Here is a 20,973-nt window from a genome sequence, read left to right as displayed (position 1 = left end):
TGTAATGTTCTTGGGCTTCAAAGAAAAATCCCCTCTTCGCAGAAGAGGGGATGATGATTAACGTACGTTAGCGCAGGTGAGGCAGAACGCGTAGCGATTTTGCGGATCGTTAAAGGCGGCCAGTTTATCGCCCTCCGCTTTGACTGCTTTCGCCGCCGAGGCGACCGGCGCAGGCAAATACGCCTGCAGCGCATCTGGCAGCATGGCTTTAACCGAGCCGGAGAAGCTGTCCATTACCACATCAATGAAGGTCGGCTCATCCTGATAGAAATCGATATGCCACTGCTTCAGCTTCGCCAGCTCGGCGGCTTTGGCGACGGCGTCATCGAAATCACCCAGATTATCCACCAGCCCATTGGTCTTCGCATCCTGGCCGGTCCAGACGTGGCCCTGCGCAATCTGATCAATCTGCGCCGGGGTCTGCTTACGGGAGTCGGCCACCAGGGTGATAAAGCGCTTATAGCCGTTCTCAATGCTGAGTTGCATCATCTCTGACACTTCCGGCGGTAAGGCTTTGGTGATGGCAAGATCCGCCAGCGGCGAGGTCGCAACGCCATCGGTATGCACGCCAAGATAGTCGAGGCTGTTTTCCACGGTGTTGATTACGCCGAAGATGCCGATGGAGCCAGTCAGGGTGCTCGGGTTCGCCACGATGTAGTTCGCCGGGGTCGAGATCCAGTAACCACCGGATGCCGCCATCCCGCCCATAGAGACCACAACCGGTTTACCGGCGGCGCGTGCCGCTGACAGTTCCGAGCGGATCACTTCCGAGGCGCTGACGCTGCCGCCCGGGCTGTTCACCCGCAGGACGATGGCTTTCACTTTCGGATCGAGGCGCGCTTCGCGGATTTGCGCCGCGGTCGTATCGCCGCCAACGTTGCCCGGCGTCTCTTCGCCATCCATGATTGCTCCGTTAGCGAAGACCACGGCAATGCTGTCACCGGTATCGGCCGGTTTTTTCGCCTGATAGTCGTAGAAGCTGACGGCGCTGTAATTCTTCTCCTCTTTACTCCAGCCGAACTGTTTAGTCAGAGATTTTTCAATCTCGGCGCTGGTACCCAGGGCATCCACCAGCTTAGCGTTCAGGGCATACTTCGCGGTATCCCCCTCGACTTTACGCAGTCCGTCCAGAACCCCCTGCGCACCCGGGAAGACCTGCTCCGGGGTGATCTGACGGTTCGCAGCAACGGTGCCCAGGTAGTTTTTCCACAGCTCGCCGATCCAGCGGCTGTCTGCCTCGCGGGCAGCAGGGGACATGTCGTCGCGGATAAACGGCTCAACGGCAGATTTATAGGTGCCGACACGGAACACGTGGGTGGTGACTTTCAGCTTATCGAGCAGCGTTTTGTAATAGAGGCCATTGGTGGCAAAGCCATGCAGATCGACGGTGCCCTGCGGCGAGAGCCACACTTTATTGGCGAAGCTTGCCAGATAGTACTGCCCCTGGCTGTAGTTATCGCCCACCGCAATGACCGGTTTGCCGCTGTCGCGGAACTCGCGCAGCGCTTTACCGATGTACTGCATGGAAGGCTGATCCGCCCCGGCGAAGTTCTTCAGATCGAGCACGATGCCGGTAATGTTACGGTCATCTTTCGCCTGACGAATGGCATCGACGATATCAAACAGCGAGTTTTCCTGCAGACGGTCGCTACTGGCGCCAAACAGCTGGCGACCCAGCACGCCAAGACGATTGCTGGTGGAGGGTTTATCCACCACGACCCCAGCGATATCCAGCAGAAGCGCACCGCGGCCGGTGTTCTGCGACTGGCTGGTGGCGCTGAGGTGCATCCAGACGCCCACGCAAACCATCAGAATAAGGATGAAGAAGATATTCATCACCAGATTGCGGACGAAATTAAGCAGTCGCCACGTCCATTTAAAAAAGCCGGCAAACAGTCGCCAGAGGGTTCGCATGTATTCTCCCTGTCCAGATAATTACCTTCCCGTCGCCATGGACGGTGTTGTCGGGCTATCGTAATGACCCGACCGCCACTTGTCAGCAGGAATCGCCTGCCACGCTGTAACAAAATCTGCCGTCGTGTTAATTTTGAGTAAATTTCAAGACAGGAGTAACCCCATGGATGCACTCGAACTGCTTGTTAACCGTCGTAGCGCGGCGCGCCTGGCGGAGCCAGCCCCGGCAGGTGAACAGCTGGACAACATTCTTCGCGCCGGGATGCGTGCCCCGGATCACGGCACCTTACAACCGTGGCACTTCTTTATCATAGAGGGTGAAGGACGCGATCGCTTTAGCGCCTTGCTGGAGAAAGGGGCCGTGGCCGCAGGTCAGGATGAAAAGGCGATTGAAAAAGCCCGTAATGCCCCGTTCCGCGCGCCGATGATTATCGCCGTGGTCGCGAAATGCCAGTCGCAGCACAAGGTGCCGGTCTGGGAGCAGGAGATGTCAGCCGGATGTGCGGTGATGGCCATGCAGCTCGCCGCCGTTGCCCAGGGTTACAACGGTATCTGGCGCAGTGGTGCGTTAACCGACAGCCCGGTGGTACGCGACGGCCTGTCCTGCGGCGCAGACGATAAAATCGTCGGATTCCTCTATCTGGGCACCCCACAGCTCAAAGCCTCGACCACCGTTTCCGTGCCTGATACCGCGCCATTCGTCACCCATTTCTGATCCCCAACACAAAACTGTCTGGATCCTGAGCAACCGCAGCAGAATTCAGACAGTCATACTTATCACTTAATGGAATGAGCGCTACCATAGTGCAATTGTAATGAAAGGAGATTGTCATGAGCGAGCAAGCTATTCGTTTAACGCAATACAGCCATGGAGCCGGTTGCGGTTGTAAAATTTCCCCTAAAGTGCTGGAAACCATTCTCCATAGCGAGCAGGCGAAGTTTGTCGACCCGAACCTGCTGGTGGGTAACGAGACCCGCGACGATGCGGCAGTCTACGATTTAGGCAACGGCACCAGCATTATCAGCACCACCGATTTCTTTATGCCGATCGTCGATAACCCGTTCGATTTCGGGCGCATTGCCGCCACTAACGCCATCAGCGATATCTTTGCCATGGGCGGCAAGCCGATCATGGCGATTGCGATCCTCGGCTGGCCGATCAACACCCTGGCCCCGGAGATCGCCCGCGAGGTGATTGAGGGCGGTCGCTTTGCCTGCCAGCAGGCGGGGATCGCGCTTGCGGGTGGCCACTCCATTGACGCGCCTGAACCGATTTTCGGCCTGGCAGTGACTGGCGTAGTGCCGACGGAGCGCGTCAAACGCAACAGCACCGCCGAAGCAGGCTGTAAGCTGTTTCTGACCAAACCATTAGGCATTGGTGTCCTGACGACCGCGGAGAAAAAATCCCTGCTGAAGCCAGAACACCAGGGGCTGGCGACGGAAGTGATGTGCCAGATGAACCTCGCCGGTGCCGCCTTCGCCAACATTGACGGCGTGAAGGCGATGACCGACGTGACCGGCTTTGGCCTGCTGGGCCACCTGAGCGAAGTGTGCCAGGGGGCGGGTGTGCAGGCGCAGGTCTGGTATCAGGACGTGCCGAAACTGCCGGGTGTGGAAGCCTATATTGCCCAGGGGGCTGTGCCGGGTGGCACGCAGCGTAACTTCGCCAGCTACGGTCACCTGATGGGCGAGATGCCCGCCGAGTGGCGCGATCTGCTGTGCGACCCGCAGACTTCCGGCGGCCTGCTGCTGGCGGTCACCCCGGAGGCCGAAGCAGAAGTCCAGGCAACCGCCGCTGAGTTCGGTATCACCCTGACCGCCATCGGCGAGCTGGTGACTGCGCGCGGTGGCCGTCCGATGATTGAGATCCGTTAATTCAATGCGGTTATTTATTGCCGAAAAACCCAGCCTCGCCCGGGCGATTGCGGATGTATTACCCAAGCCGCATCGCAAGGGCGATGGTTATATCGAGTGCGGGAACGGGCAGGTGGTCACCTGGTGTATCGGCCACCTGCTGGAGCAGGCCCAGCCGGATGCCTACGACAGCCGCTACGCGCGCTGGAATCTCAACGATCTCCCTATCGTGCCAGAAAAGTGGCAGCTGCAGCCACGCCCGTCGGTGACCAAACAGCTCAACGTCATTAAGCGTCTGCTGAATGACGCAGCAGAAGTGATCCACGCCGGTGACCCGGACAGAGAAGGGCAGCTGCTGGTGGACGAGGTACTGGATTACCTGAACCTCGCGCCAGAAAAACGCCACCAGGTAAAACGCTGTCTGATTAACGATCTCAACCCGCAGGCGGTAGAGCGTGCCATTTCGCGTCTGCGATCCAACAGCGAGTTTGTGCCGCTGTGCGTGTCGGCGCTGGCCCGTGCCCGCGCCGACTGGCTGTACGGCATCAACATGACCCGCGCCTATACCATTCTCGGGCGTAACGCGGGTTATCAAGGGGTGCTGTCGGTGGGCCGCGTACAGACGCCGGTGCTGGGGCTGGTGGTGCGCCGTGATGAAGAGATTGAGAACTTTGTCGCCAAAGACTTCTTCGAAGTGAAGGCCCATATTGTCACCCCGAAGGACGAACGCTTTACCGCCGTCTGGCAGCCGAGCGAGGCCTGCGAACCTTATCAGGATGAAGAGGGACGTCTGCTGCATCGTCCTCTGGCCGACCACGTGGTGACCCGCATTCAGGGCCAGCCCGCCGTCGTCACCAGCTATAACGATAAACGGGAATCAGAACCCGCGCCGCTGCCGTTTTCCCTTTCCGCTCTGCAGATCGAGGCCGCGAAACGCTACGGCCTGAGCGCGCAAAACGTGCTCGATATCTGCCAGAAGCTGTATGAAACGCATAAGCTGATTACCTATCCGCGTTCTGATAGCCGCTATCTGCCGGAAGAGCATTTTGCCGGACGCCACGCGGTGCTGAACGCCATTGCCGCTCATGCTCCTGATTTAATGCCGCAGCCGGTGGTCAACCCGGATACGCGCAACCGCTGCTGGGACGATAAAAAGGTGGATGCTCACCACGCTATCATTCCCACCGCCCGCAGCAGTAAGGTCAGTCTGACCGAGAATGAGTCGAAGGTTTATAACCTTATTGCCCGTCAGTACCTGATGCAGTTCTGCCCGGATGCGCTGTTCCGCAAGTGCGTCATTGAGCTGGAGATCGCCAAAGGCAAATTTATCGCCAAGGCACGCTTCCTCGCCGAAGCGGGCTGGCGCACGCTGCTGGGCAGTAGAGAGCGCGATGAAGAAAACGACGGAACGCCGCTGCCGGTGGTGAAAAAAGACGATGAGCTGCTGTGTGAGAAGGGCGAAGTGGTGGAGCGACAGACTCAGCCGCCGCGCCACTTCACCGACGCGACTATCCTCTCCGCCATGACCGGAATCGCCCGGTTTGTGCAGGATAAAGATCTGAAGAAGATCCTGCGCGCCACCGACGGGCTGGGAACGGAAGCGACCCGCGCCGGGATCATCGAGCTGCTGTTTAAACGCGGTTTTCTGCACAAGAAAGGGCGTTACATCCACGCGACGGATGCCGGAAAGGCGCTGATCCACTCCCTGCCGGAGATGGCCGCAAGACCGGATATGACCGCGCACTGGGAATCAGTGCTGACCCAGATCAGCGAAAAACAGTGTCGATATCAGGATTTTATGCAGCCGCTGGTGGGCACGTTATTCGATCTGATTAACCAGGCGCGGAACACATCCGTCAGGGATTTTCGTGGCATGGTTGCGCCGGGTGGCGACAAGAAGAAAAAGTTTAAGAAGAAGAGTACGGCCTGAAAATTCGCCGGGTGGCGCGACGCTCACCCGGCCTGAGTTTTTCGCCCTCTCCCTTGAGAAGAGGGCGCAGAATCAGATCACACCCTGACCCAACATCGCATCCGCGACCTTCACAAACCCGGCAATGTTCGCCCCGCGAACATAGTTGGTCTGCTTCTCTTCCCCGCCATACTCAACGCAGGCGTGGTGAATATCCAGCATGATGTGATGCAGGCGCGCATCCACTTTCTCTGCTTTCCAGCCCATACGCGCGGCATTCTGCGCCATCTCCAGGCCTGAGGTTGCCACACCGCCAGCGTTAGCTGCTTTACCCGGTGCGAACAACACGCCAGCCTGCAGGAACAGGTCGGTGGCTTCGATAGTGGTTGGCATGTTAGCCCCTTCGGCGACTGCTCTGACACCGTTGGCGATCAGCTGGCGTGCCGCATCCACATCCAGTTCGTTCTGGGTCGCGCATGGCAGGGCGATATCGACCGGTACAGCCCACGGCTGTTTGCCTTCAAGATAGGTCAGACCGAACTCGCGGGCATAATCGGCCACACGGCCGTCGCGGCTGGCTTTGATTTCGCACAGGCGCGCCAGTTTTTCAGAGGTGAAGCCCGCTTCATCAACCACGGTGCCGCTGGAGTCAGAGGCGGTGATCACCCGGGCACCCAGTGCCATTGCTTTCTCGATAGCGTACTGGGCTACGTTGCCGGAACCCGACACCGCCACGCGCATGCCGTCGAAGCTCATTCCGTGACGCTTCAGCATCGCTTCAGTGAAGTAGACCAGACCGTAACCGGTCGCTTCCGGGCGGATCAGGCTGCCGCCGAAAGAGAGGCCTTTCCCGGTGAAGACGCAGGCGCTGTTGTTGGAGAGTTTTTTCATCATCCCGGCCATAAAGCCCACTTCGCGCCCGCCCACGCCGATATCCCCGGCCGGTACGTCGGTATCCGCGCCCAGGTGACGGTACAGTTCGGTCATCAGCGCCTGGCAGAAGCGCATCACTTCGCCTTCGCTTTTGCCTTTTGGATCAAAATCGCTGCCGCCTTTGCCGCCGCCCATAGGCAGGGTGGTGAGGGCATTTTTAAAGGTTTGTTCAAAGCCGAGGAACTTCAGGATCGACAGGTTAACCGACGGGTGGAAACGCATCCCGCCCTTGAAAGGACCAATCGCAGAGCTGAACTGGACACGCCAGGCGCGGTTGACCTGCACCTGATTGCGGTCGTCAACCCACACTACGCGGAACTGGATCACGCGCTCGGGTTCAACCAGGCGTTCAAGCAGAGACATCTGACGGTAGCGCGGGTTTTGTTCCAGGAATGGCCAGAGGGTGGTCATCACTTCACGTACGGCCTGAGCAAATTCGCTCTGATGTGGGTCACGCTGTTGAACGCGGTTCAGAAAGGATTCAAGAGAGCACGCCTGGTCCATATCGATAAGTTCCTCTAATATTTTGGGATTATTTTATTTGTAACAAAAAGATGCATGTTGTTGTGTTTTTCGACTATACCACCCGATGCGCTTTGTGACGCAAGCTAAATTTTGTCCTCAAGTTAAATTCATTACACGTGCCGGGTCATAACAAAAAACGATGATCGGCGGGATTAAAGCTTCCCGGGTTTTTTACCGTTATAGTGAATATCAGGACACAACAGGAAGAAGCGTCGATGAAGCGTATTGTGATGGCTGTTTTGCTTGGGGTTTTCGCGGCCGGCAGTCAGGCCGACCAGCGGTTTGGTACCGGGGTGGATGTGAATATCCCGCCGGAGATCTTCAGCTCCAGCGGTCAGCGCCCGCCGCCGTGCAATCAGTGCTGCATCTATCAGGATCAGAACTATTCCGAAGGGGCGGTGGTGAAGGCCGACGGGGTGTTATTGCAGTGCCAGCGCGATCAGAATGCCATCAGCACTAATCCGCTGGTCTGGCGTCGCGTAAGAGAATAAACGCCTCCAGCAGGGGGATATCCGCCGGGGCAAGATCGTAGCTCAGCGCCTCGCGCGGAGAGCACCACGCCAGTTGGCTGTGATAGTGCGTTTCGGGCGTGCCGGTAAACGCCGGCACGTGCCAGGCGTGTAGAGTGATAAGCCGCTGCGACACTTCACGCTGGTGGCTGGCGATATAGCGCGTGGGCCGGGCCTCGATGCCCAGCTCTTCGCGCAACTCACGTACCAGAGCGTCGGGCTGCGTCTCTCCCGCCTCCACTTTGCCCCCGGCAAACTCCCACAAACCGGGTTGATCCGCATGCAGCGGGCGCTGCGCCAGTAAAATTTTGCCATCCTGTTCGAGAATAGCGCAAACAACATCGAGTGTTTTTAGCATGGTCGTCAATAATGAGTGAGAGAGAAAGCGTTAGGATCTGCGTACTTATTAGCGACCAGGGAGCATCCTGTGAAAGAGTCACCGCCAGTCTGGGTTAAACCCATCGAATCCATCCCCGCCAGTTTAACGCCAATCGCCAGGATGCAGAAAAAACATTATGGCGCGGTGCTTAACCCGCTGCGCTGGTGGGGGAGAATGCCCCGGCTATTCTGGCTGGTGGCGCTGTTTGTCGGGTATATCGAGCGTAAAAAATCGCCTCTCGATCCGGTGCTGCGTTCGCTGCTGATGACCCGCGTCTCTCAGGTGTGCCATTGCGCGTTCTGCATCGATGCCAATGCGTTACGTCTGGCGCAACGCAGCGGCGGGATGGCAAAGGTACAGGCCGTTGCAACATGGCGCGACAGCACGCTCTTCAGCGACCAGGAGCGTGCCGCACTGGCCTATGCCGAGGCGGTTTCCGCCACCCCGCCGGTGGTTGACGATGCACTAAAAGCCGCATTGCGCCACCACTTCAGCGAACAGGCGATTACGGAGATGACCGCGTTGCTCGCTTTTCAGAACCTGTCAGCGCGTTTCAATGCCGCACTGGATATCCCCTCGCAAGGGTTATGCGTCATGCCTGGAGAAAAACACGATGCTTGATCGCCACCTCCACCCGCGCCTGAAACCGCTGCTCAATCGGCTGGTGATGAGACTGGATAAACCGGGGATCAGCCCGGACGGCATAACGTTGATCGGCTTTGCCATCGGTGTGCTGGCCTTGCCATTTCTGGCGCTGGGCTGGTATCTGGCGGCGCTGGTGGCCATTGTACTGAACCGCCTGCTGGACGGACTGGATGGCGCACTGGCGCGACGCAGAGGATTAACCGATGCCGGTGGCTTTCTTGATATCGCCCTCGATTTTCTGTTTTATGCCCTCGTGCCCTTTGGCTTTGCCCTCGCGGATCCCGCGCTTAATGCGTTGCCAGCCGCCTGGCTAATGTTTGCCTTTATTGGCACCGGCAGCAGCTTCCTGGCGTTTGCCACGCTGGCCGCGAAGCATGACATCGACAATCCGGGCTATGCCCACAAGTCGTTTTACTATCTGGGTGGGCTAACAGAAGGAACCGAAACCATCCTGCTGTTTGTGCTTTTCTGCCTGTTCCCGGCGCACTTTGCATGGCTGGCGTGGGTTTTCGGCGCGTTGTGCTGGCTCACCACCGCAACGCGCATCTGGAGTGGTTATCTGACGCTGAAAGAGGCTCAGCGTCAGGCAGGATCAGAGTGACGCGTCTGGCCCGCGTTCACCGGTAGCAACCGGATTCTGCGGGTTGCTGCTCCATTCGTACCAGCCGCCGTCATAGACGCCGACATTTTTCCAGCCCATCGCCCGGGCATACATAAAGGTTTCCGATGCCCGCCAGCCGGTGCCGCAGTAAAACGCCACCTGCTGATCAGGCAGAATATGCCACTGCTTCCACATCGCGGCGATATCCTCTGCGCTACGCATGGTTCCATCCGGGTTATGGAAATCTTCCATATGGGTAGAGTCACTTCCGGCATGACCCCAGCGTGCGCCTGCGATCTCGCCTTTTGGCTTAATGTAGCTGTAGCCGCTGGTCACGCCGGTAAATTCCGGCCAGGAGCGGATGCTCACCAGAGAAGCATCCTTGCGGTGCAGCAGGCCACGCGCCTGTTCGGTATTCAGCATCAGCTGTGGCTGACCCGGGATCGGCGCGCCAAAATCGGCCGCTGGCGTCACGTTATTCGGTGTGCCGCGTTCAACCGGCAGTTTTGCACTGTCCCAGGCTTTCCAGCCGCCATCCAGCAGGCGAACATCTTTCACCCCGGCATAGAGCATGATCTGCGCCACGCGCGCGGCGGCATACACATCGCGGCCGTAGAGGATCACCGTGGTGTCATGGCGAATGCCATGTTTTGCCAGCATCGCTTTGAGATCCGCATCAGAAACTTTGTTCCACAGCGGCTCGCTTTCCACTTCATTGGTGTCGATATAGTCTGCGCCGGGGATGTGGCTCAGCAGATAAAATTTCGGTGCGCCCCAGGCCGCTTCAATCACTTTCCACTCGCCGGCAGGCGCAGCCGTGACCGGCTTACCCTGCTGGAGCTGGTGCAGCCACTGCGGGTAGACCAGTTGCTCGAAGTGGGCGAGACGCTGGAGACGCGCCGGGGTTTGCAGGGCATCACTCAACAACGTGACCTGGCTGAAACCCGCCTGATTCAGCCGCGCCTTAACGGCCTGGTTATCGCTGTCGCTACCGTACAGGGCAACCGGCGTGGTCGGCGTGAGCTGGTGCTGCGAAGCCCAGGCTTTCAGCTGGGTCTCGTTCATGGCCCCAAGCCAGCTGGCGGAAAGGTTCAGCGCGGCAGGCTCGTGGCCGGACGGACCGTTCAGGGTCTGCGGCCAGCCGTTGTAGAAGGCGCTGGCGCGGGTGTCAATCAGGGCGCCTTGCTGTTGCTGAAGCGCTGTCAGCGTGAGGGAAGGTGCCATTTCAGCAGCAAAAGAAGAGAAAGCGGCGAGACCTAAAGCGGCGGTCAGCGCGGTCAGTTGAGAAACACGTTTCATCGAAAAGCCCGATCGTAAAGAAATGAGCCGTGATTGTGGCAACCTGCCAGCCAAAAAACGTTGCGTTTGCGCAGGATGTCATGGAATTCATTGCCAGCCCGCCATCGGCAGCACGCGCCCGTTCGGGGGAATATCTTCGTCATCGTGCGTGACCTGTACCACCGGGATCTGCCGGGTGCGCACTTCCGCGAACACCCAACGGCGAAACTGGTCGCGCAGGTTTTTATCCAGGCGGCTAAAAGGTTCATCGAGCAGCAGCGCCTGCGGCTGGGCCAGCAGGGCGCGGAGCAGACTCACCCGGGCGCGCTGGCCGCCGGAGAGCGTGGCGGGGTCGCGATGAAAAAAGCCGTTTAGTTCGGCGGCGTCCAGCGCCGCAATCACCGCCTGCTGTCGGCGCTTGCCTTTTATCGCCGCCGGGAGCGCCAGCAGCAGATTCTGCCCGACGCTGAAGTGATCGAAGAGCAAGGCATCCTGAAACAGCAGGCCCAGTCCGCGCTGCTCGGTGGGCAGGGCGTCACAGCGCCGGGCGTTGATCCACAGCTCCCCTGCGGCGCGAAAATCGCCGGGCAGGGCACCTGCCATCCAGGCAAACAGCGACGATTTACCGCTGCCGGATGGGCCCATCAGGGTGAGAATTTCGCCTGGCTGCACGCTGAAGTTAACGTTGTGCAGCAGCGTCGTGTGGCGCAGTGCGAGCGAAACATCCTTAACCATCAGCATTAACGTAACCCCTGTCGAAAACGGCCAACCAGCCGGGAAATCAGGATGCAGGCGGCGAAGACCAGCATCGGCAACAGCAATTGCCACAGCGCCTGGGCCGCCAGCACGGCGCTACTGCCCCCGCTGCTGAGCGCCACGGCGTCGGTGGTCAGGGTGGCGAACCGTCCGCTGCCCAGCCACAGGGTGGGCAGATACTGCGCCATGCTGACGGAAAACCCGACGGCAAAGGCGGTGAGCGCCGGGCGGATCATCTGCGGACATTTGACCAGCCAGAATATTTTAAGCGATCCCCATCCCAGAGTGCGGGCAATCAGGATCAGGCGCGGATCGAGTCGGCGCCAGGCGGGCTGCATTACCAGCAGCATCCACGGCAACACCCACAGTAAATGCCCCCACAACACAGCGATCCATTGCCCGTCGAGCTGCAGCAGCAAGGCCAATTGATACTGCCCGGCCACCAGCGGCAGGGCGGGGAGGGCCAGCGGTAGCCAGACCCAGAAGCCGCCGCGCTGCGGGCCCCACTCCAGCCAGAGCAGGATCATCCCCAGGGCAAGCACCGCCGAAGAGAGGCCCAGCGTCAGGCTCTCGCCCGCCGTCTCGCGGGAGACGCTGGCATTGCCTGCCGTGAGCACCAGTATTGCCACGCTGACGATCCCCGCCAACGGCAGCAGCACGCCGCAGGCGCGTCCCACCCTTAGCGGACGCGGTGTCGGGCGCTTCCCGGAGATATCCGGGATAGTGCGGCGCCAGCGTTGCCAGCCGATAAACAGCGCGACAGCGATCAGTTCCAGCAGCACCAACAGGATCACGCACACCAGCATCCCCTTCGCCTGCTGTTGCGCATCCCCCTGCGAAAGCCACTGCCAGGCCAGCACGGCGAGGGTGGGGGGATTACCCGGCCCGAGGATCAGAGCCACGTCCACTGCCGACAGCGTCCAGGCGATCACCGCCAGCATCACTGCCCCCAGCGCGGGCGCAATGGCAGGCAGGATCAGCCAGCGTAGCGCCTGCCAGCGGCTGTAGCCCAGGGTTCGCAGGAGCGTGACTTTTTGCGCCAACGCTTTTTCCGGAAGCGAGGCGTAAATGGCCCAGACAACAAAGGCGCTCTCCTTGACGGCAAGGGTCAGGCCCAGCCCGATCCCGTAGCGATCCATAACCGGCGAGCAAAACGAACAGAAGCGGTAAAGTTCACCGCCTTCGGCAAACATCAGCAGCACGCTGACGGCAAAGGCCACATGAGGGATCGCCAGCAGCCAAGGCAGGTGATTACTCAGCCGCCGCCAGCGGTTGCCGGGCCACAGCGCAGCCACCACTGCCAGCGCCAGGAGCAGCGCGCCAGCGGCGGCAATCAGGGTGGACACCAGGGTGGCGATCAGCGCCTGCGGCAACTGCGGATCCGCCGCCAGCGCCTGCCAGTTCTCCAGAGAGAAAACCGGCGGTAACAGTAGGGCAAAGGCGGGCAGCAGCGGCAGATAAACTGCCGCCATCAGTGCCCATGCGAGCCAGCTTAGTGGGTGCCGTAGCGACGCAGCCATGCCTGCTCCAGCGCATTAACCCAGGCGGCGTGGGGTTCGCCGAGCGTTGCAGGTAAATCGGTTGGAATAAACTGGCGCAGCTGTGCGGCCTCAGCGGCGGGCACTTTTTGCGGATCCAGCACGCTCGGATCGCCCCAGTTGGCCGGATCGGCCTTGCGGATCTGCGCCTGCGGGGAAAGTAAAAAGTTGGCGACCACTTTTGCGCCTGCGCTGGCAGAGGCATTGGCCGGGATGGTGACGAAGTGTACGTTGCCAATCATCCCCTGTTGAAAACCGAAGCTGTAGCTGTCAGCGGGCAATGCTTTGCTGTTCACTTGTTGCCGGGCATGGGCCGGATTAAAAGTGATCGACAGGTTTAAGTTGCCACTGGCCAGCAAGACATCCATCCGCGCCGGAGACGGTGGAAAATCCTTGCCCTCGCGCCACAGATGAGGATGCAGTTTATCCAGATAAGCCCATAGCGGGGCGGTGACGGCGGCAAAGGTGGCGCTGTCCGGCGGCTGTTTTAGCGCGTCGGGTTGGGTGGTCTGGGTCAGAAGGATCTGTTCCAGAAACGCGGTGCCGGTAAAGTCAGGCGGGCGCGGGTAGGTAACAGTGCCAGGATGTTGCGTGGCATACTCCAGCAGCGCCTCGGGATCCTTAAGGGGGTGCGGCAGGGTCTGACGGCTGGCGATAAACGTGAGTTGTGCGCTGCCCCACGGGGATTCAGCCCCCTCCGTCGGGATAGCGAAATCCTCTGTCACCGGTTTATGAGTGTCGACGTAACGCCAGTTGGGAAGGCTTTGCGTCCACCCGGTCTGCAACAGCCCGGCGGTTTTCAGGGTACGGAAGTTCTCGCCGTTGACCCAGAGCAGATCAACCGAGCCGTTGGTTTTGCGCCCGGCGCTGGCCTCGGTCTGGATACGCTTCACCGCATCGGCCGCATCAGCCAGACGGACAATCTTCAGGTTAATGGCGTAGTGGCTTTTCATCTCGCCACTCACCCAGTCCAGGTAGCGGTTCACCGCCTCGTCACCGCCCCAGGCATTGAACCAGACGGTCTGGCCCCGGGCATCCTCTTTGGTTTTCTGCCAGCCGTCATCAGCCAGCGCCGGTCCTGCGATCAACAGGCCGGTCAATAACATGCAAAAACGCACACGGCGCATAATGCCCCCTGTTATAAAGACGTTCGGGAAAAGCGGGCGAACAGCCAGCGGGTGATAAGCGGCAGCAGCCCCAGTAGCGTAAAGGCAAAAACCACGCCCGGCGAGAGGATATCATGCAGCGACGTTATCTGCCCCAACTGGTGGCCCGCATTGAGATAGACAATAGCCCCCGGTAACATCCCGAGCTGGCTAACCCACCAGTAGCGCCATACCCCAAGGCGCGTCACCCCGGCGAGCAGGTTGACCACAAAGAACGGGAACAATGGCATCAGACGCAGGGCAAACAGATAAAATGCCCCGTCCCGCGCCACCCCGTCATTAACGGTGCGCATCTGCCCGGCAAAGCGGTGCTGCACCCAGTCGCGCAGCAGATAACGGCTGACCAGCATCGCCAGCGTGGCGCCCAGCGTCGAGGCGAAAGAGACCAGCAGGATCCCCGGCCAGAGACCGAACAGCGCCCCGCCGAGCAGGGTCAGCAACGCAGCCCCCGGCAATGACAGGGTGGTCACCAGCACATAGAGAATAAAATAGAGGGCAGCGCTCTGGCGCGGGGCCTGCTGGCAGTAAAGCAGCAGCGCCTGATGCCGCGCCTGAAGATTTTCCAGCGTTACGCTGCCGGGCGGCAATTGCGTATAAATAACAATAAATGCGCCCAGAAGGGCGCATATCAGGATGATTTTACGGGCGTTTGTCGCCATTCATTTGACGTCGAACGTCGCCCATACCGGGGCGTGGTCGGACGGTTTTTCCATGCTGCGGATTTCGTAGTCGATCCCGGTTTCAACACAGCGCTCTGCCAACACCGAGCTTGCCAGCAGCAGGTCGATACGCAGGCCGCGGTTATCATCAAACCCTTTGGAGCGATAATCGAACCACGAGAAGCGATCCTGAGTCTCCGGGTTGGCGTGGCGGAACGTATCCACCAGACCCCAGTCCATCAGACGCGCCATCCACTCGCGCTCTTCCGGCAGGAAGGAGCATTTCCCGGCGCGCAGCCAGCGCTTGCGGCTGTCTTCGCCGATGCCGATATCCAGGTCAGTGTGGCTGATGTTCATGTCGCCCATGATCAACACCGGGTTCTCTTTTTTCAGCTCGGTTTCGAGGTACGACTGCAGATCCTGGTAGAACTTCTCTTTGGCCGGGAACTTCAGCGGGTGGTCGCGGCTCTCGCCCTGCGGGAAGTAACCGTTGATCACAGTGATGTTGCCAAGCGGTGAAGGAATTTCCGCCATGATGATACGGCGCTGGGACTCTTCGTTGTCGCCCGGGAAGCCGCGACGCACGGAGACAGGGGTCTCTTTAGTGAGCAGCGCCACACCGTAATGGCCCTTCTGGCCATGATAAAAGACGTTGTAGCCCAGTTTCGCCACCTCTTCGAGAGGGAACATATCGTCGTGGACTTTTGTCTCCTGCAGGCCGATAACGTCAGGCTGATGTTGATCAACGATGGCTTGCAGTTGATGAGGACGGGCGCGCAGGCCGTTGATATTAAAAGAGACAAATTTCATAGTCGCTGCCAGTGCAAGGTGAATAGTGCAAGGATGTTAGCAGAATTTCGTTGGGCTGACTGCCGCCGCTGCGTATGTTCCACCAATTACTGTGACAGATCGTGCCGACAGTGCAATTTTTGCACCGAACTGGCGCGTGATGCCCTGTAATGGCGCGAAAAGGGACCACAAATTTCGCGAGCGATCACAATTCCAGAATTATATTTGGCTTCTGCATAAAACAGCTATTTTTCATGCGGCAAAGCCCCGCTTGTTGTAAAAATATTCACTTATTATGCAAAAACAGTGAATAACGCCATGTTGTAACTCATTGATATTACGTTACCCCATCCCGTTTATGCATTTTTAGTGCTGGCTGGCACGATCGCTGCAATCTACATTTACAGCGCAAACACTAAAATATTTAACATTTAATCAACCTTTTATTTACCGGATGAGGTCGCTATGTCTCTGTCAATTACTCGTGAAAACTTTGATGAATGGATGATGCCGGTTTACGCTCCGGCGGCTTTTATTCCGGTACGGGGAGAAGGCTCACGCCTGTGGGATCAACAGGGTAAAGAGTACATCGACTTTGCCGGGGGGATTGCGGTTAACGCCCTGGGTCATGCGCATCCGGCGCTGCGTCAGGCGCTGAACGACCAGGCGGCGAAGTTCTGGCATACCGGCAACGGCTACACCAATGAACCTGCGCTGCGTCTGGCGAAAAAACTGATCGACTCCACTTTCGCCGAAAAAGTGTTCTTCTGTAACTCCGGGGCCGAAGCGAACGAAGCGGCGCTGAAGCTGGCGCGTAAATATGCCCACGACAACTTTGGCAACCAGAAAAGCGGCATCGTCGCCTTCAAAAATGCCTTCCATGGCCGCACGCTGTTTACCGTCAGCGCGGGCGGGCAACCTTCCTATTCACAGGACTTTGCGCCGCTGCCGCCGGATATCCGCCACGCGGTCTATAACGATCTCCAGTCTGCCAGCGAGTTGATCGACGATACCACCTGTGCGGTGATCGTCGAGCCCATGCAGGGCGAGGGCGGCGTGCTGCCTGCGGATAAGGCCTTCCTGCAAGGGCTGCGCGAACTGTGCGATCGTCACAACGCGGTGCTGATTTTCGATGAGGTCCAGACCGGGGTTGGCCGCACCGGCGAGCTGTATGCCTATATGCATTATGGCGTTACGCCGGACGTGCTCTCCACCGCCAAGGCCCTCGGTGGCGGCTTCCCAATCGGTGCCATGCTGACCACCGACAAATTCGCCCGGGTGATGACCGTTGGCACCCACGGGACCACCTACGGCGGCAACCCGCTGGCATCGGCGGTGGCCGGTCAGGTACTGGATATCATCAACACCCCGGACGTGCTGACCGGCGTTAAGCAGCGTCACGACTGGTTTGTCGAACGCCTGCAAGCCATTAACAGCAAAACGGGGCTGTTTAAAGAAATACGGGGCCTTGGACTGCTGATTGGCTGCGTACTCACGGAGGAATTTGCCGGAAAAGCTAAACTTATTTCACAGGAAGCGGCAAAAGCGGGCGTGATGGTACTGATCGCCGGGGCTAACGTAGTGCGCTTTGCGCCTGCGCTGATCGTCAGCGAGGAAGAGGTGCAGACCGGGTTAGATCGCTTTGCGCTGGCCTGTGATCGTGTGAAGTCCGGGGTGTCATCATGATGGTCATCCGTCCCATTGAGCGCGGGGATTTATCCGCCCTCATGCAGCTTGCCGGTAAAACAGGAGGCGGGCTGACCTCGCTTCCCGTTGATGAAAAAACGCTCTCGGCGCGCATCGAACGCTCGCTGCAGACCTGGCAAGGGACGCTGCCGAAAGGCGAACAGGGTTACGTGTTTGTTCTGGAAGAGGCTGCCACCGGCACCGTGGCCGGGATCTGCGCCATCGAAGTGGCGGTGGGCTTAAACGACCCCTGGTATAACTACCGCGTCGGCACCCTGGTGCACGCGTCGAAAGAGCTGAACGTCTACAACGCGCTGCCCACGCTGTTTCTCAGTAACGATCACACCGGCAGCAGTGAACTCTGTAGCCTGTTTCTCGATCCCGACTGGCGCAAGGAGGGCAACGGCTATCTGCTTTCCAAATCGCGCTTTCTCTTTATGGCTGCCTTCCGCGATCGCTTTAACGAAAAAGTGGTGGCCGAGATGCGCGGCGTGATCGACGAAACCGGCTTCTCGCCGTTCTGGCAAAGCCTGGGCGAACGCTTCTTCTCGATGGAGTTCAGCAAAGCCGACTACCTGTGCGGCACCGGACAGAAAGCCTTTATTGCCGAGCTGATGCCGAAACACCCTATCTATACCCATTTCCTCAGCCCCGAGGCGCAGGCCGTGATCGGCCAGGTGCATCCGCAAACCGCCCCGGCGCGCGCGGTGCTGGAGAAAGAGGGCTTCCGCTACCGCAACTATGTCGACATCTTTGACGGCGGCCCGACGCTAGAGTGCGATATCGACCGGGTTCGGGCGATCCGCAAAAGCCGTCTGGTGGAAGTGGCCGAAGGCCAGCCTGCGCCGGGTGAGTGGCCCGCCTGCCTGGTTGCTAATGAACAGTATGACCAGTTCCGCGCCACGCTGGTGCGCGTGGATCCTGAATGTGAACGTCTGGTGCTGACCGCAGCACAACTGGATGCCCTGAAATGCCGCGCTGGCGATCGTATTCGCATGGTGCGCCTGTGTCCCGAGGAGAAAACAGCATGAACTTATGGATCAATGGCGACTGGGTGACCGGCGAAGGTGAATCCCGCACCAAATACAATCCGGTGGGCCAGGAGAGGTTATGGCAAGGGGCTGATGCCAGTGCCGCGCAGGTCGAACAGGCGTGCCGGGCGGCGCGTGCGGCCTTCCCGGGCTGGGCAAAGCTGCCCTTCAGTGCGCGTCAGGCCATCGTTGAGAAATTTGCCTCTCTGCTGGAAGCCAATAAGCAGGAGCTGACCCGGATCATTGCCAGCGAAACCGGCAAGCCGCGCTGGGAAGCGGCAACGGAAATCACCGCGATGATCAACAAAGTCGCCATTTCGGTAAAGGCCTACCACACCCGTACCGGCGAGCAGCACACCGAGATGGCCGACGGGGCAGCCACGCTGCGCCATCGTCCGCACGGCGTGCTGGCGGTGTTTGGCCCCTATAACTTCCCCGGCCATCTGCCGAACGGTCACATCGTGCCCGCGCTGCTGGCGGGTAACACCGTGATCTTCAAGCCGAGCGAGCTGACGCCGTGGAGCGGTGAGGCGGTGGTAAAACTGTGGGAGCAGGCCGGGCTGCCGCCGGGCGTGCTCAATCTCGTCCAGGGTGGACGGGAAACCGGGCAGGCATTGAGTGCCCTGAGCGATATTGACGGCCTGCTGTTTACCGGCAGCGCCGGGACCGGCTATCAGCTGCACCGCCAGCTGGCCGGTCAGCCAGAGAAAATTCTGGCCCTTGAGATGGGCGGCAACAATGCCCTGATCGTTGACGACCCGGCGGATATCGACGCTGCGGTTCACCTGACGATCCAGTCGGCCTTTATCACTGCCGGACAACGCTGCACCTGCGCCCGTCGCCTGCTGGTTAAAAGCGGTGCTGAAGGCGATGCCTTCCTCGCCCGGCTGGTGGAGGTGAGCGCGAAACTGCTGCCAGGGACGTGGGATGCCAACGACCAGCCGTTTATGGGCGGGCTGATTTCCGAGCAGGCGGCGAAAAACGTTTATCACGTCTGGCGGGAACACGTTGCCCGCGGCGGGCGGTCGCTGCTCGATCCCCGCCTGGTGCGGGCGGGCACCTCTTTACTGACCCCGGGGATCGTCGACATGACGGGCGTGCGTGATGTACCGGATGAAGAGGTCTTCGGGCCGTTGCTCTGCATCTGGCGTTATGACGATTTCGACCAGGCTATCGCGATGGCTAACGCTACGCGTTACGGCCTGTCGTGCGGCCTGATCTCGCCGGAACGCGAAAAATTTGACCAGTTGCTGCTGGAGGCACGTGCCGGGATCGTCAACTGGAACAAACCGCTTACCGGTGCGGCCAGCACCGCGCCATTCGGCGGCGTGGGTGCCTCCGGCAATCATCGCGCCAGCGCCTGGTATGCGGCGGATTACTGCGCCTGGCCCATGGCGAGCCTCGAAACCCCGGCCATCGTCCTGCCGGAGCAGCTGAGTCCGGGCCTCGATTTTACGCGGGAGAAGCGTCATGAAAGCGCGTGAGGTTAACTTCGACGGGCTGGTGGGCTTGACCCACCACTATGCCGGGCTGTCGTTCGGCAATGAAGCCTCGACTAAGCACCGCTTTCAGATCTCCAACCCGCAGCTGGCGGCAAAGCAGGGGCTGTTAAAGATGAAGGCGCTGGCGGATGCAGGCTTTCCCCAGGCGGTGATCCCGCCTCAGGAGCGGCCTAACGTCGGCGTGCTGCGCCAGCTCGGCTTTACCGGCACCGATGAGCAGGTGGTGGAGAAGGCCGGCACGCAGATGCCGCAGCTGCTCTCTGCCGCCAGTTCCGCCTCCTCCATGTGGGTGGCGAATGCCGCGACGGTAGCCCCGTCGGCAGACACGCTCGACGGAAAAGTTCATTTCACCGTTGCCAACCTCAACAACAAATTCCACCGGGCCAGTGAAGCCGGTACCACCGAAAAGGTGCTGCGCGCCATTTTCCGCGATGAATCCCGCTTTAGCGTCCATACGGCGCTGCCGCAGGTCGCGATGTTCGGTGACGAAGGCGCGGCAAACCACAACCGCCTCGGCGGCGACTACGGCGAGCCGGGCCTGCAACTGTTCGTCTATGGTCGTGAAGAGGGGGGTAATGAGGCACCGGCCCGCTACCCGGCGCGTCAGACTCTGGCCGCGAGCCAGGCGGTTGCCCGGCTGAACCAGGTCAACCCCGGGCAGATCCTCTTCGCCCAGCAAAACCCGAGAGTGATTGACCAGGGGGTGTTCCACAACGACGTGATCGCCGTGTCGAACCGCCAGGTGCTGTTCTGCCACGAGCAGGCGTTTGTCGATCAGCCTGCGCTGCTTCAGACCTTGCGCGAGCGGGTGCCCGGCTTCATGCCGATCGAAGTGCCGACCGGGGCAGTGTCGGTCCAGGACGCGGTGTCCACTTACCTGTTCAACAGCCAGCTGCTGAGTCGCGACGACGGCAGCATGATACTGGTCCTGCCGCAAGAATCGCAGGATCACCCTGGCGTCTGGCGCTATCTGAACGGTCTGGTGGCAGAAGATAACCCTGTCAGCGAGCTGCGGGTGTTTGATCTGCGCGAGAGCATGGCCAATGGCGGTGGCCCGGCCTGTCTGCGCCTGCGCGTGGTGCTGACTCCCGAGGAGCAGCGGGCAGTTAACCCGGCGGTGATGATGAACGAGACCCTGTTTAACACCCTCAATGACTGGGTGGACCGCTACTATCGCGACCGTCTGACTCAGGCCGACCTGGTGGATCCGCAGCTGTTGCGCGAAGGGCGCGAGGCGCTGGATGCCCTGACCCGTATTCTGCAACTCGGGTCTGTCTACCCGTTCCAGCAATAAAGGAG

Annotated in this window: 19 protein-coding genes; 10 read left to right on the top strand and 9 right to left on the bottom strand. The window is 59.7% G+C overall.

Translation table 11 applies throughout. From position 1 onward, the window contains the following. Positions 1-57: 57 nt before the first annotated feature. Positions 58-1,914: a signal peptide peptidase SppA gene (gene sppA, locus ABIE02_RS02190; protein ID WP_336994724.1), complete on the bottom strand. Its 1,857-nt coding sequence runs from the start codon at positions 1,912-1,914 to the stop codon at positions 58-60. 163 nt (positions 1,915-2,077) lie between these two features. On the opposite strand from sppA, the gene ABIE02_RS02185 reads away from it, so the two are divergent. From ABIE02_RS02185 to ABIE02_RS02175, 3 genes are all read left to right on the top strand, one after another. After that, positions 2,078-2,629: an NAD(P)H nitroreductase gene (locus ABIE02_RS02185; protein ID WP_148569012.1), complete on the top strand. Its 552-nt coding sequence runs from the start codon at positions 2,078-2,080 to the stop codon at positions 2,627-2,629. 116 nt (positions 2,630-2,745) lie between these two features. Then, entirely contained in the window at positions 2,746-3,789 is a 1,044-nt protein-coding gene (gene selD / locus ABIE02_RS02180; RefSeq protein WP_059308175.1) for a selenide, water dikinase SelD, read from the top strand. A gap of 4 nt (positions 3,790-3,793) precedes the next feature. After that, on the top strand, positions 3,794-5,698 hold the full coding sequence (locus tag ABIE02_RS02175; protein WP_155166607.1) for a DNA topoisomerase III: 1,905 nt from the start codon (positions 3,794-3,796) through the stop codon (positions 5,696-5,698). Between the two features lie 72 nt (positions 5,699-5,770). Here the strand turns inward: ABIE02_RS02175 and gdhA are convergent, their stop codons facing one another. Beyond that, positions 5,771-7,114, bottom strand: coding sequence for an NADP-specific glutamate dehydrogenase (gdhA, locus tag ABIE02_RS02170; RefSeq protein ID WP_336994723.1), 1,344 nt, complete (start codon positions 7,112-7,114; stop codon positions 5,771-5,773). A 236-nt stretch (positions 7,115-7,350) separates the two neighbouring features. Between gdhA and ABIE02_RS02165 the strand changes: the two genes are divergently transcribed. Beyond that, positions 7,351-7,626, top strand: coding sequence for a YnjH family protein (locus ABIE02_RS02165; protein ID WP_032617697.1), 276 nt, complete (start codon positions 7,351-7,353; stop codon positions 7,624-7,626). Here the strand turns inward: ABIE02_RS02165 and ABIE02_RS02160 are convergent. Next, positions 7,592-8,002, bottom strand: a complete 411-nt coding sequence (locus ABIE02_RS02160; protein ID WP_077226404.1) for a pyrimidine (deoxy)nucleoside triphosphate diphosphatase — start codon at positions 8,000-8,002, stop codon at positions 7,592-7,594. The genes ABIE02_RS02165 and ABIE02_RS02160 overlap by 35 nt on opposite strands. Positions 8,003-8,143: 141 nt before the next feature. Here ABIE02_RS02160 and ABIE02_RS02155 point away from each other — a divergent pair, with 141 nt between their 5' ends. Together ABIE02_RS02155 and ABIE02_RS02150 are read left to right on the top strand one after the other, a co-directional pair. Next, a complete protein-coding gene (locus ABIE02_RS02155; protein WP_419720656.1) occupies positions 8,144-8,644 on the top strand; it encodes a carboxymuconolactone decarboxylase family protein in 501 nt (166 codons plus the stop codon). After that, entirely contained in the window at positions 8,637-9,269 is a 633-nt protein-coding gene (locus ABIE02_RS02150; RefSeq protein ID WP_144883146.1) for a CDP-alcohol phosphatidyltransferase family protein, read from the top strand. Before ABIE02_RS02155 ends, ABIE02_RS02150 begins: the two co-directional genes overlap by 8 nt. Here the strand turns inward: ABIE02_RS02150 and ABIE02_RS02145 are convergent. From ABIE02_RS02145 to xthA, 6 genes are all read right to left on the bottom strand, one after another. Continuing rightward, a complete protein-coding gene (locus tag ABIE02_RS02145; protein WP_144883147.1) occupies positions 9,261-10,568 on the bottom strand; it encodes a rhodanese-like domain-containing protein in 1,308 nt (435 codons plus the stop codon). The two genes, ABIE02_RS02150 and ABIE02_RS02145, sit on opposite strands and share 9 nt — an antisense overlap. A gap of 87 nt (positions 10,569-10,655) precedes the next feature. Next, positions 10,656-11,288, bottom strand: a complete 633-nt coding sequence (locus ABIE02_RS02140; protein WP_336994721.1) for an ATP-binding cassette domain-containing protein — start codon at positions 11,286-11,288, stop codon at positions 10,656-10,658. Further along, positions 11,288-12,823: an ABC transporter permease subunit gene (locus tag ABIE02_RS02135; RefSeq protein WP_336994720.1), complete on the bottom strand. Its 1,536-nt coding sequence runs from the start codon at positions 12,821-12,823 to the stop codon at positions 11,288-11,290. The genes ABIE02_RS02140 and ABIE02_RS02135 overlap by 1 nt, the downstream gene beginning before the upstream one ends. Beyond that, positions 12,796-13,959, bottom strand: coding sequence for an ABC transporter substrate-binding protein (locus ABIE02_RS02130; protein ID WP_429211238.1), 1,164 nt, complete (start codon positions 13,957-13,959; stop codon positions 12,796-12,798). Before ABIE02_RS02130 ends, ABIE02_RS02135 begins: the two co-directional genes overlap by 28 nt. Positions 13,960-13,979: 20 nt before the next feature. Further along, on the bottom strand, positions 13,980-14,666 hold the full coding sequence (locus ABIE02_RS02125) for a TVP38/TMEM64 family protein (RefSeq protein WP_077226399.1): 687 nt from the start codon (positions 14,664-14,666) through the stop codon (positions 13,980-13,982). Then, positions 14,667-15,476 carry an exodeoxyribonuclease III gene (xthA, locus tag ABIE02_RS02120; RefSeq protein WP_077226398.1) on the bottom strand — a complete coding sequence of 270 codons (810 nt, stop codon included), beginning with the start codon at positions 15,474-15,476 and terminating at the stop codon, positions 14,667-14,669. Positions 15,477-15,920: 444 nt separating this feature from the next. Between xthA and astC the strand changes: the two genes are divergently transcribed. Genes astC through astB form a run of 4 tightly spaced genes read left to right on the top strand, consistent with a single transcriptional unit; the run spans position 15,921 to position 20,968 of the window. Beyond that, on the top strand, positions 15,921-17,141 hold the full coding sequence (gene astC, locus ABIE02_RS02115) for a succinylornithine/acetylornithine transaminase (protein ID WP_336994719.1): 1,221 nt from the start codon (positions 15,921-15,923) through the stop codon (positions 17,139-17,141). Then, positions 17,138-18,172, top strand: coding sequence for an arginine N-succinyltransferase (astA, locus tag ABIE02_RS02110; RefSeq protein WP_077226397.1), 1,035 nt, complete (start codon positions 17,138-17,140; stop codon positions 18,170-18,172). The genes astC and astA overlap by 4 nt, the downstream gene beginning before the upstream one ends. Continuing rightward, entirely contained in the window at positions 18,169-19,656 is a 1,488-nt protein-coding gene (gene astD / locus ABIE02_RS02105) for a succinylglutamate-semialdehyde dehydrogenase (RefSeq protein WP_103792871.1), read from the top strand. Before astA ends, astD begins: the two co-directional genes overlap by 4 nt. Further along, positions 19,643-20,968, top strand: a complete 1,326-nt coding sequence (gene astB, locus ABIE02_RS02100) for an N-succinylarginine dihydrolase (RefSeq protein ID WP_059308164.1) — start codon at positions 19,643-19,645, stop codon at positions 20,966-20,968. The genes astD and astB overlap by 14 nt, the downstream gene beginning before the upstream one ends. Positions 20,969-20,973 lie beyond the last annotated feature (5 nt).

The sequence above is a fragment of the Leclercia sp. 1548 genome, from assembly GCF_050435045.1.
GTDB lineage: Bacteria > Pseudomonadota > Gammaproteobacteria > Enterobacterales > Enterobacteriaceae > Enterobacter > Enterobacter adecarboxylatus.
Note: the sequence above shows the minus strand (reverse complement) of the source record. Positions and strands in the feature narration are given on the sequence as shown.

Bases quoted from the DNA above. Each gene is read 5' to 3' on its own strand.
- ABIE02_RS02160 (WP_077226404.1), bottom strand. From the start codon at position 8,002: ATGCTAAAAACACTCGATGTTGTTTGCGCTATTCTCGAACAGGATGGC.
- ABIE02_RS02140 (WP_336994721.1), bottom strand. From the start codon at position 11,288: ATGCTGATGGTTAAGGATGTTTCGCTCGCACTGCGCCACACGACGCTG.
- astC (WP_336994719.1), top strand. From the start codon at position 15,921: ATGTCTCTGTCAATTACTCGTGAAAACTTTGATGAATGGATGATGCCG.
- xthA (WP_077226398.1), bottom strand. From the start codon at position 15,476: ATGAAATTTGTCTCTTTTAATATCAACGGCCTGCGCGCCCGTCCTCAT.
- ABIE02_RS02155 (WP_419720656.1), top strand. From the start codon at position 8,144: ATGCAGAAAAAACATTATGGCGCGGTGCTTAACCCGCTGCGCTGGTGG.
- selD (WP_059308175.1), top strand. From the start codon at position 2,746: ATGAGCGAGCAAGCTATTCGTTTAACGCAATACAGCCATGGAGCCGGT.
- astA (WP_077226397.1), top strand. From the start codon at position 17,138: ATGATGGTCATCCGTCCCATTGAGCGCGGGGATTTATCCGCCCTCATG.
- sppA (WP_336994724.1), bottom strand. From the start codon at position 1,914: ATGCGAACCCTCTGGCGACTGTTTGCCGGCTTTTTTAAATGGACGTGG.
- ABIE02_RS02145 (WP_144883147.1), bottom strand. From the start codon at position 10,568: ATGAAACGTGTTTCTCAACTGACCGCGCTGACCGCCGCTTTAGGTCTC.
- ABIE02_RS02175 (WP_155166607.1), top strand. From the start codon at position 3,794: ATGCGGTTATTTATTGCCGAAAAACCCAGCCTCGCCCGGGCGATTGCG.
- ABIE02_RS02150 (WP_144883146.1), top strand. From the start codon at position 8,637: ATGCTTGATCGCCACCTCCACCCGCGCCTGAAACCGCTGCTCAATCGG.
- ABIE02_RS02135 (WP_336994720.1), bottom strand. From the start codon at position 12,823: ATGGCTGCGTCGCTACGGCACCCACTAAGCTGGCTCGCATGGGCACTG.
- astD (WP_103792871.1), top strand. From the start codon at position 18,169: ATGAACTTATGGATCAATGGCGACTGGGTGACCGGCGAAGGTGAATCC.
- gdhA (WP_336994723.1), bottom strand. From the start codon at position 7,114: ATGGACCAGGCGTGCTCTCTTGAATCCTTTCTGAACCGCGTTCAACAG.
- ABIE02_RS02125 (WP_077226399.1), bottom strand. From the start codon at position 14,666: ATGGCGACAAACGCCCGTAAAATCATCCTGATATGCGCCCTTCTGGGC.
- ABIE02_RS02165 (WP_032617697.1), top strand. From the start codon at position 7,351: ATGAAGCGTATTGTGATGGCTGTTTTGCTTGGGGTTTTCGCGGCCGGC.
- ABIE02_RS02185 (WP_148569012.1), top strand. From the start codon at position 2,078: ATGGATGCACTCGAACTGCTTGTTAACCGTCGTAGCGCGGCGCGCCTG.
- astB (WP_059308164.1), top strand. From the start codon at position 19,643: ATGAAAGCGCGTGAGGTTAACTTCGACGGGCTGGTGGGCTTGACCCAC.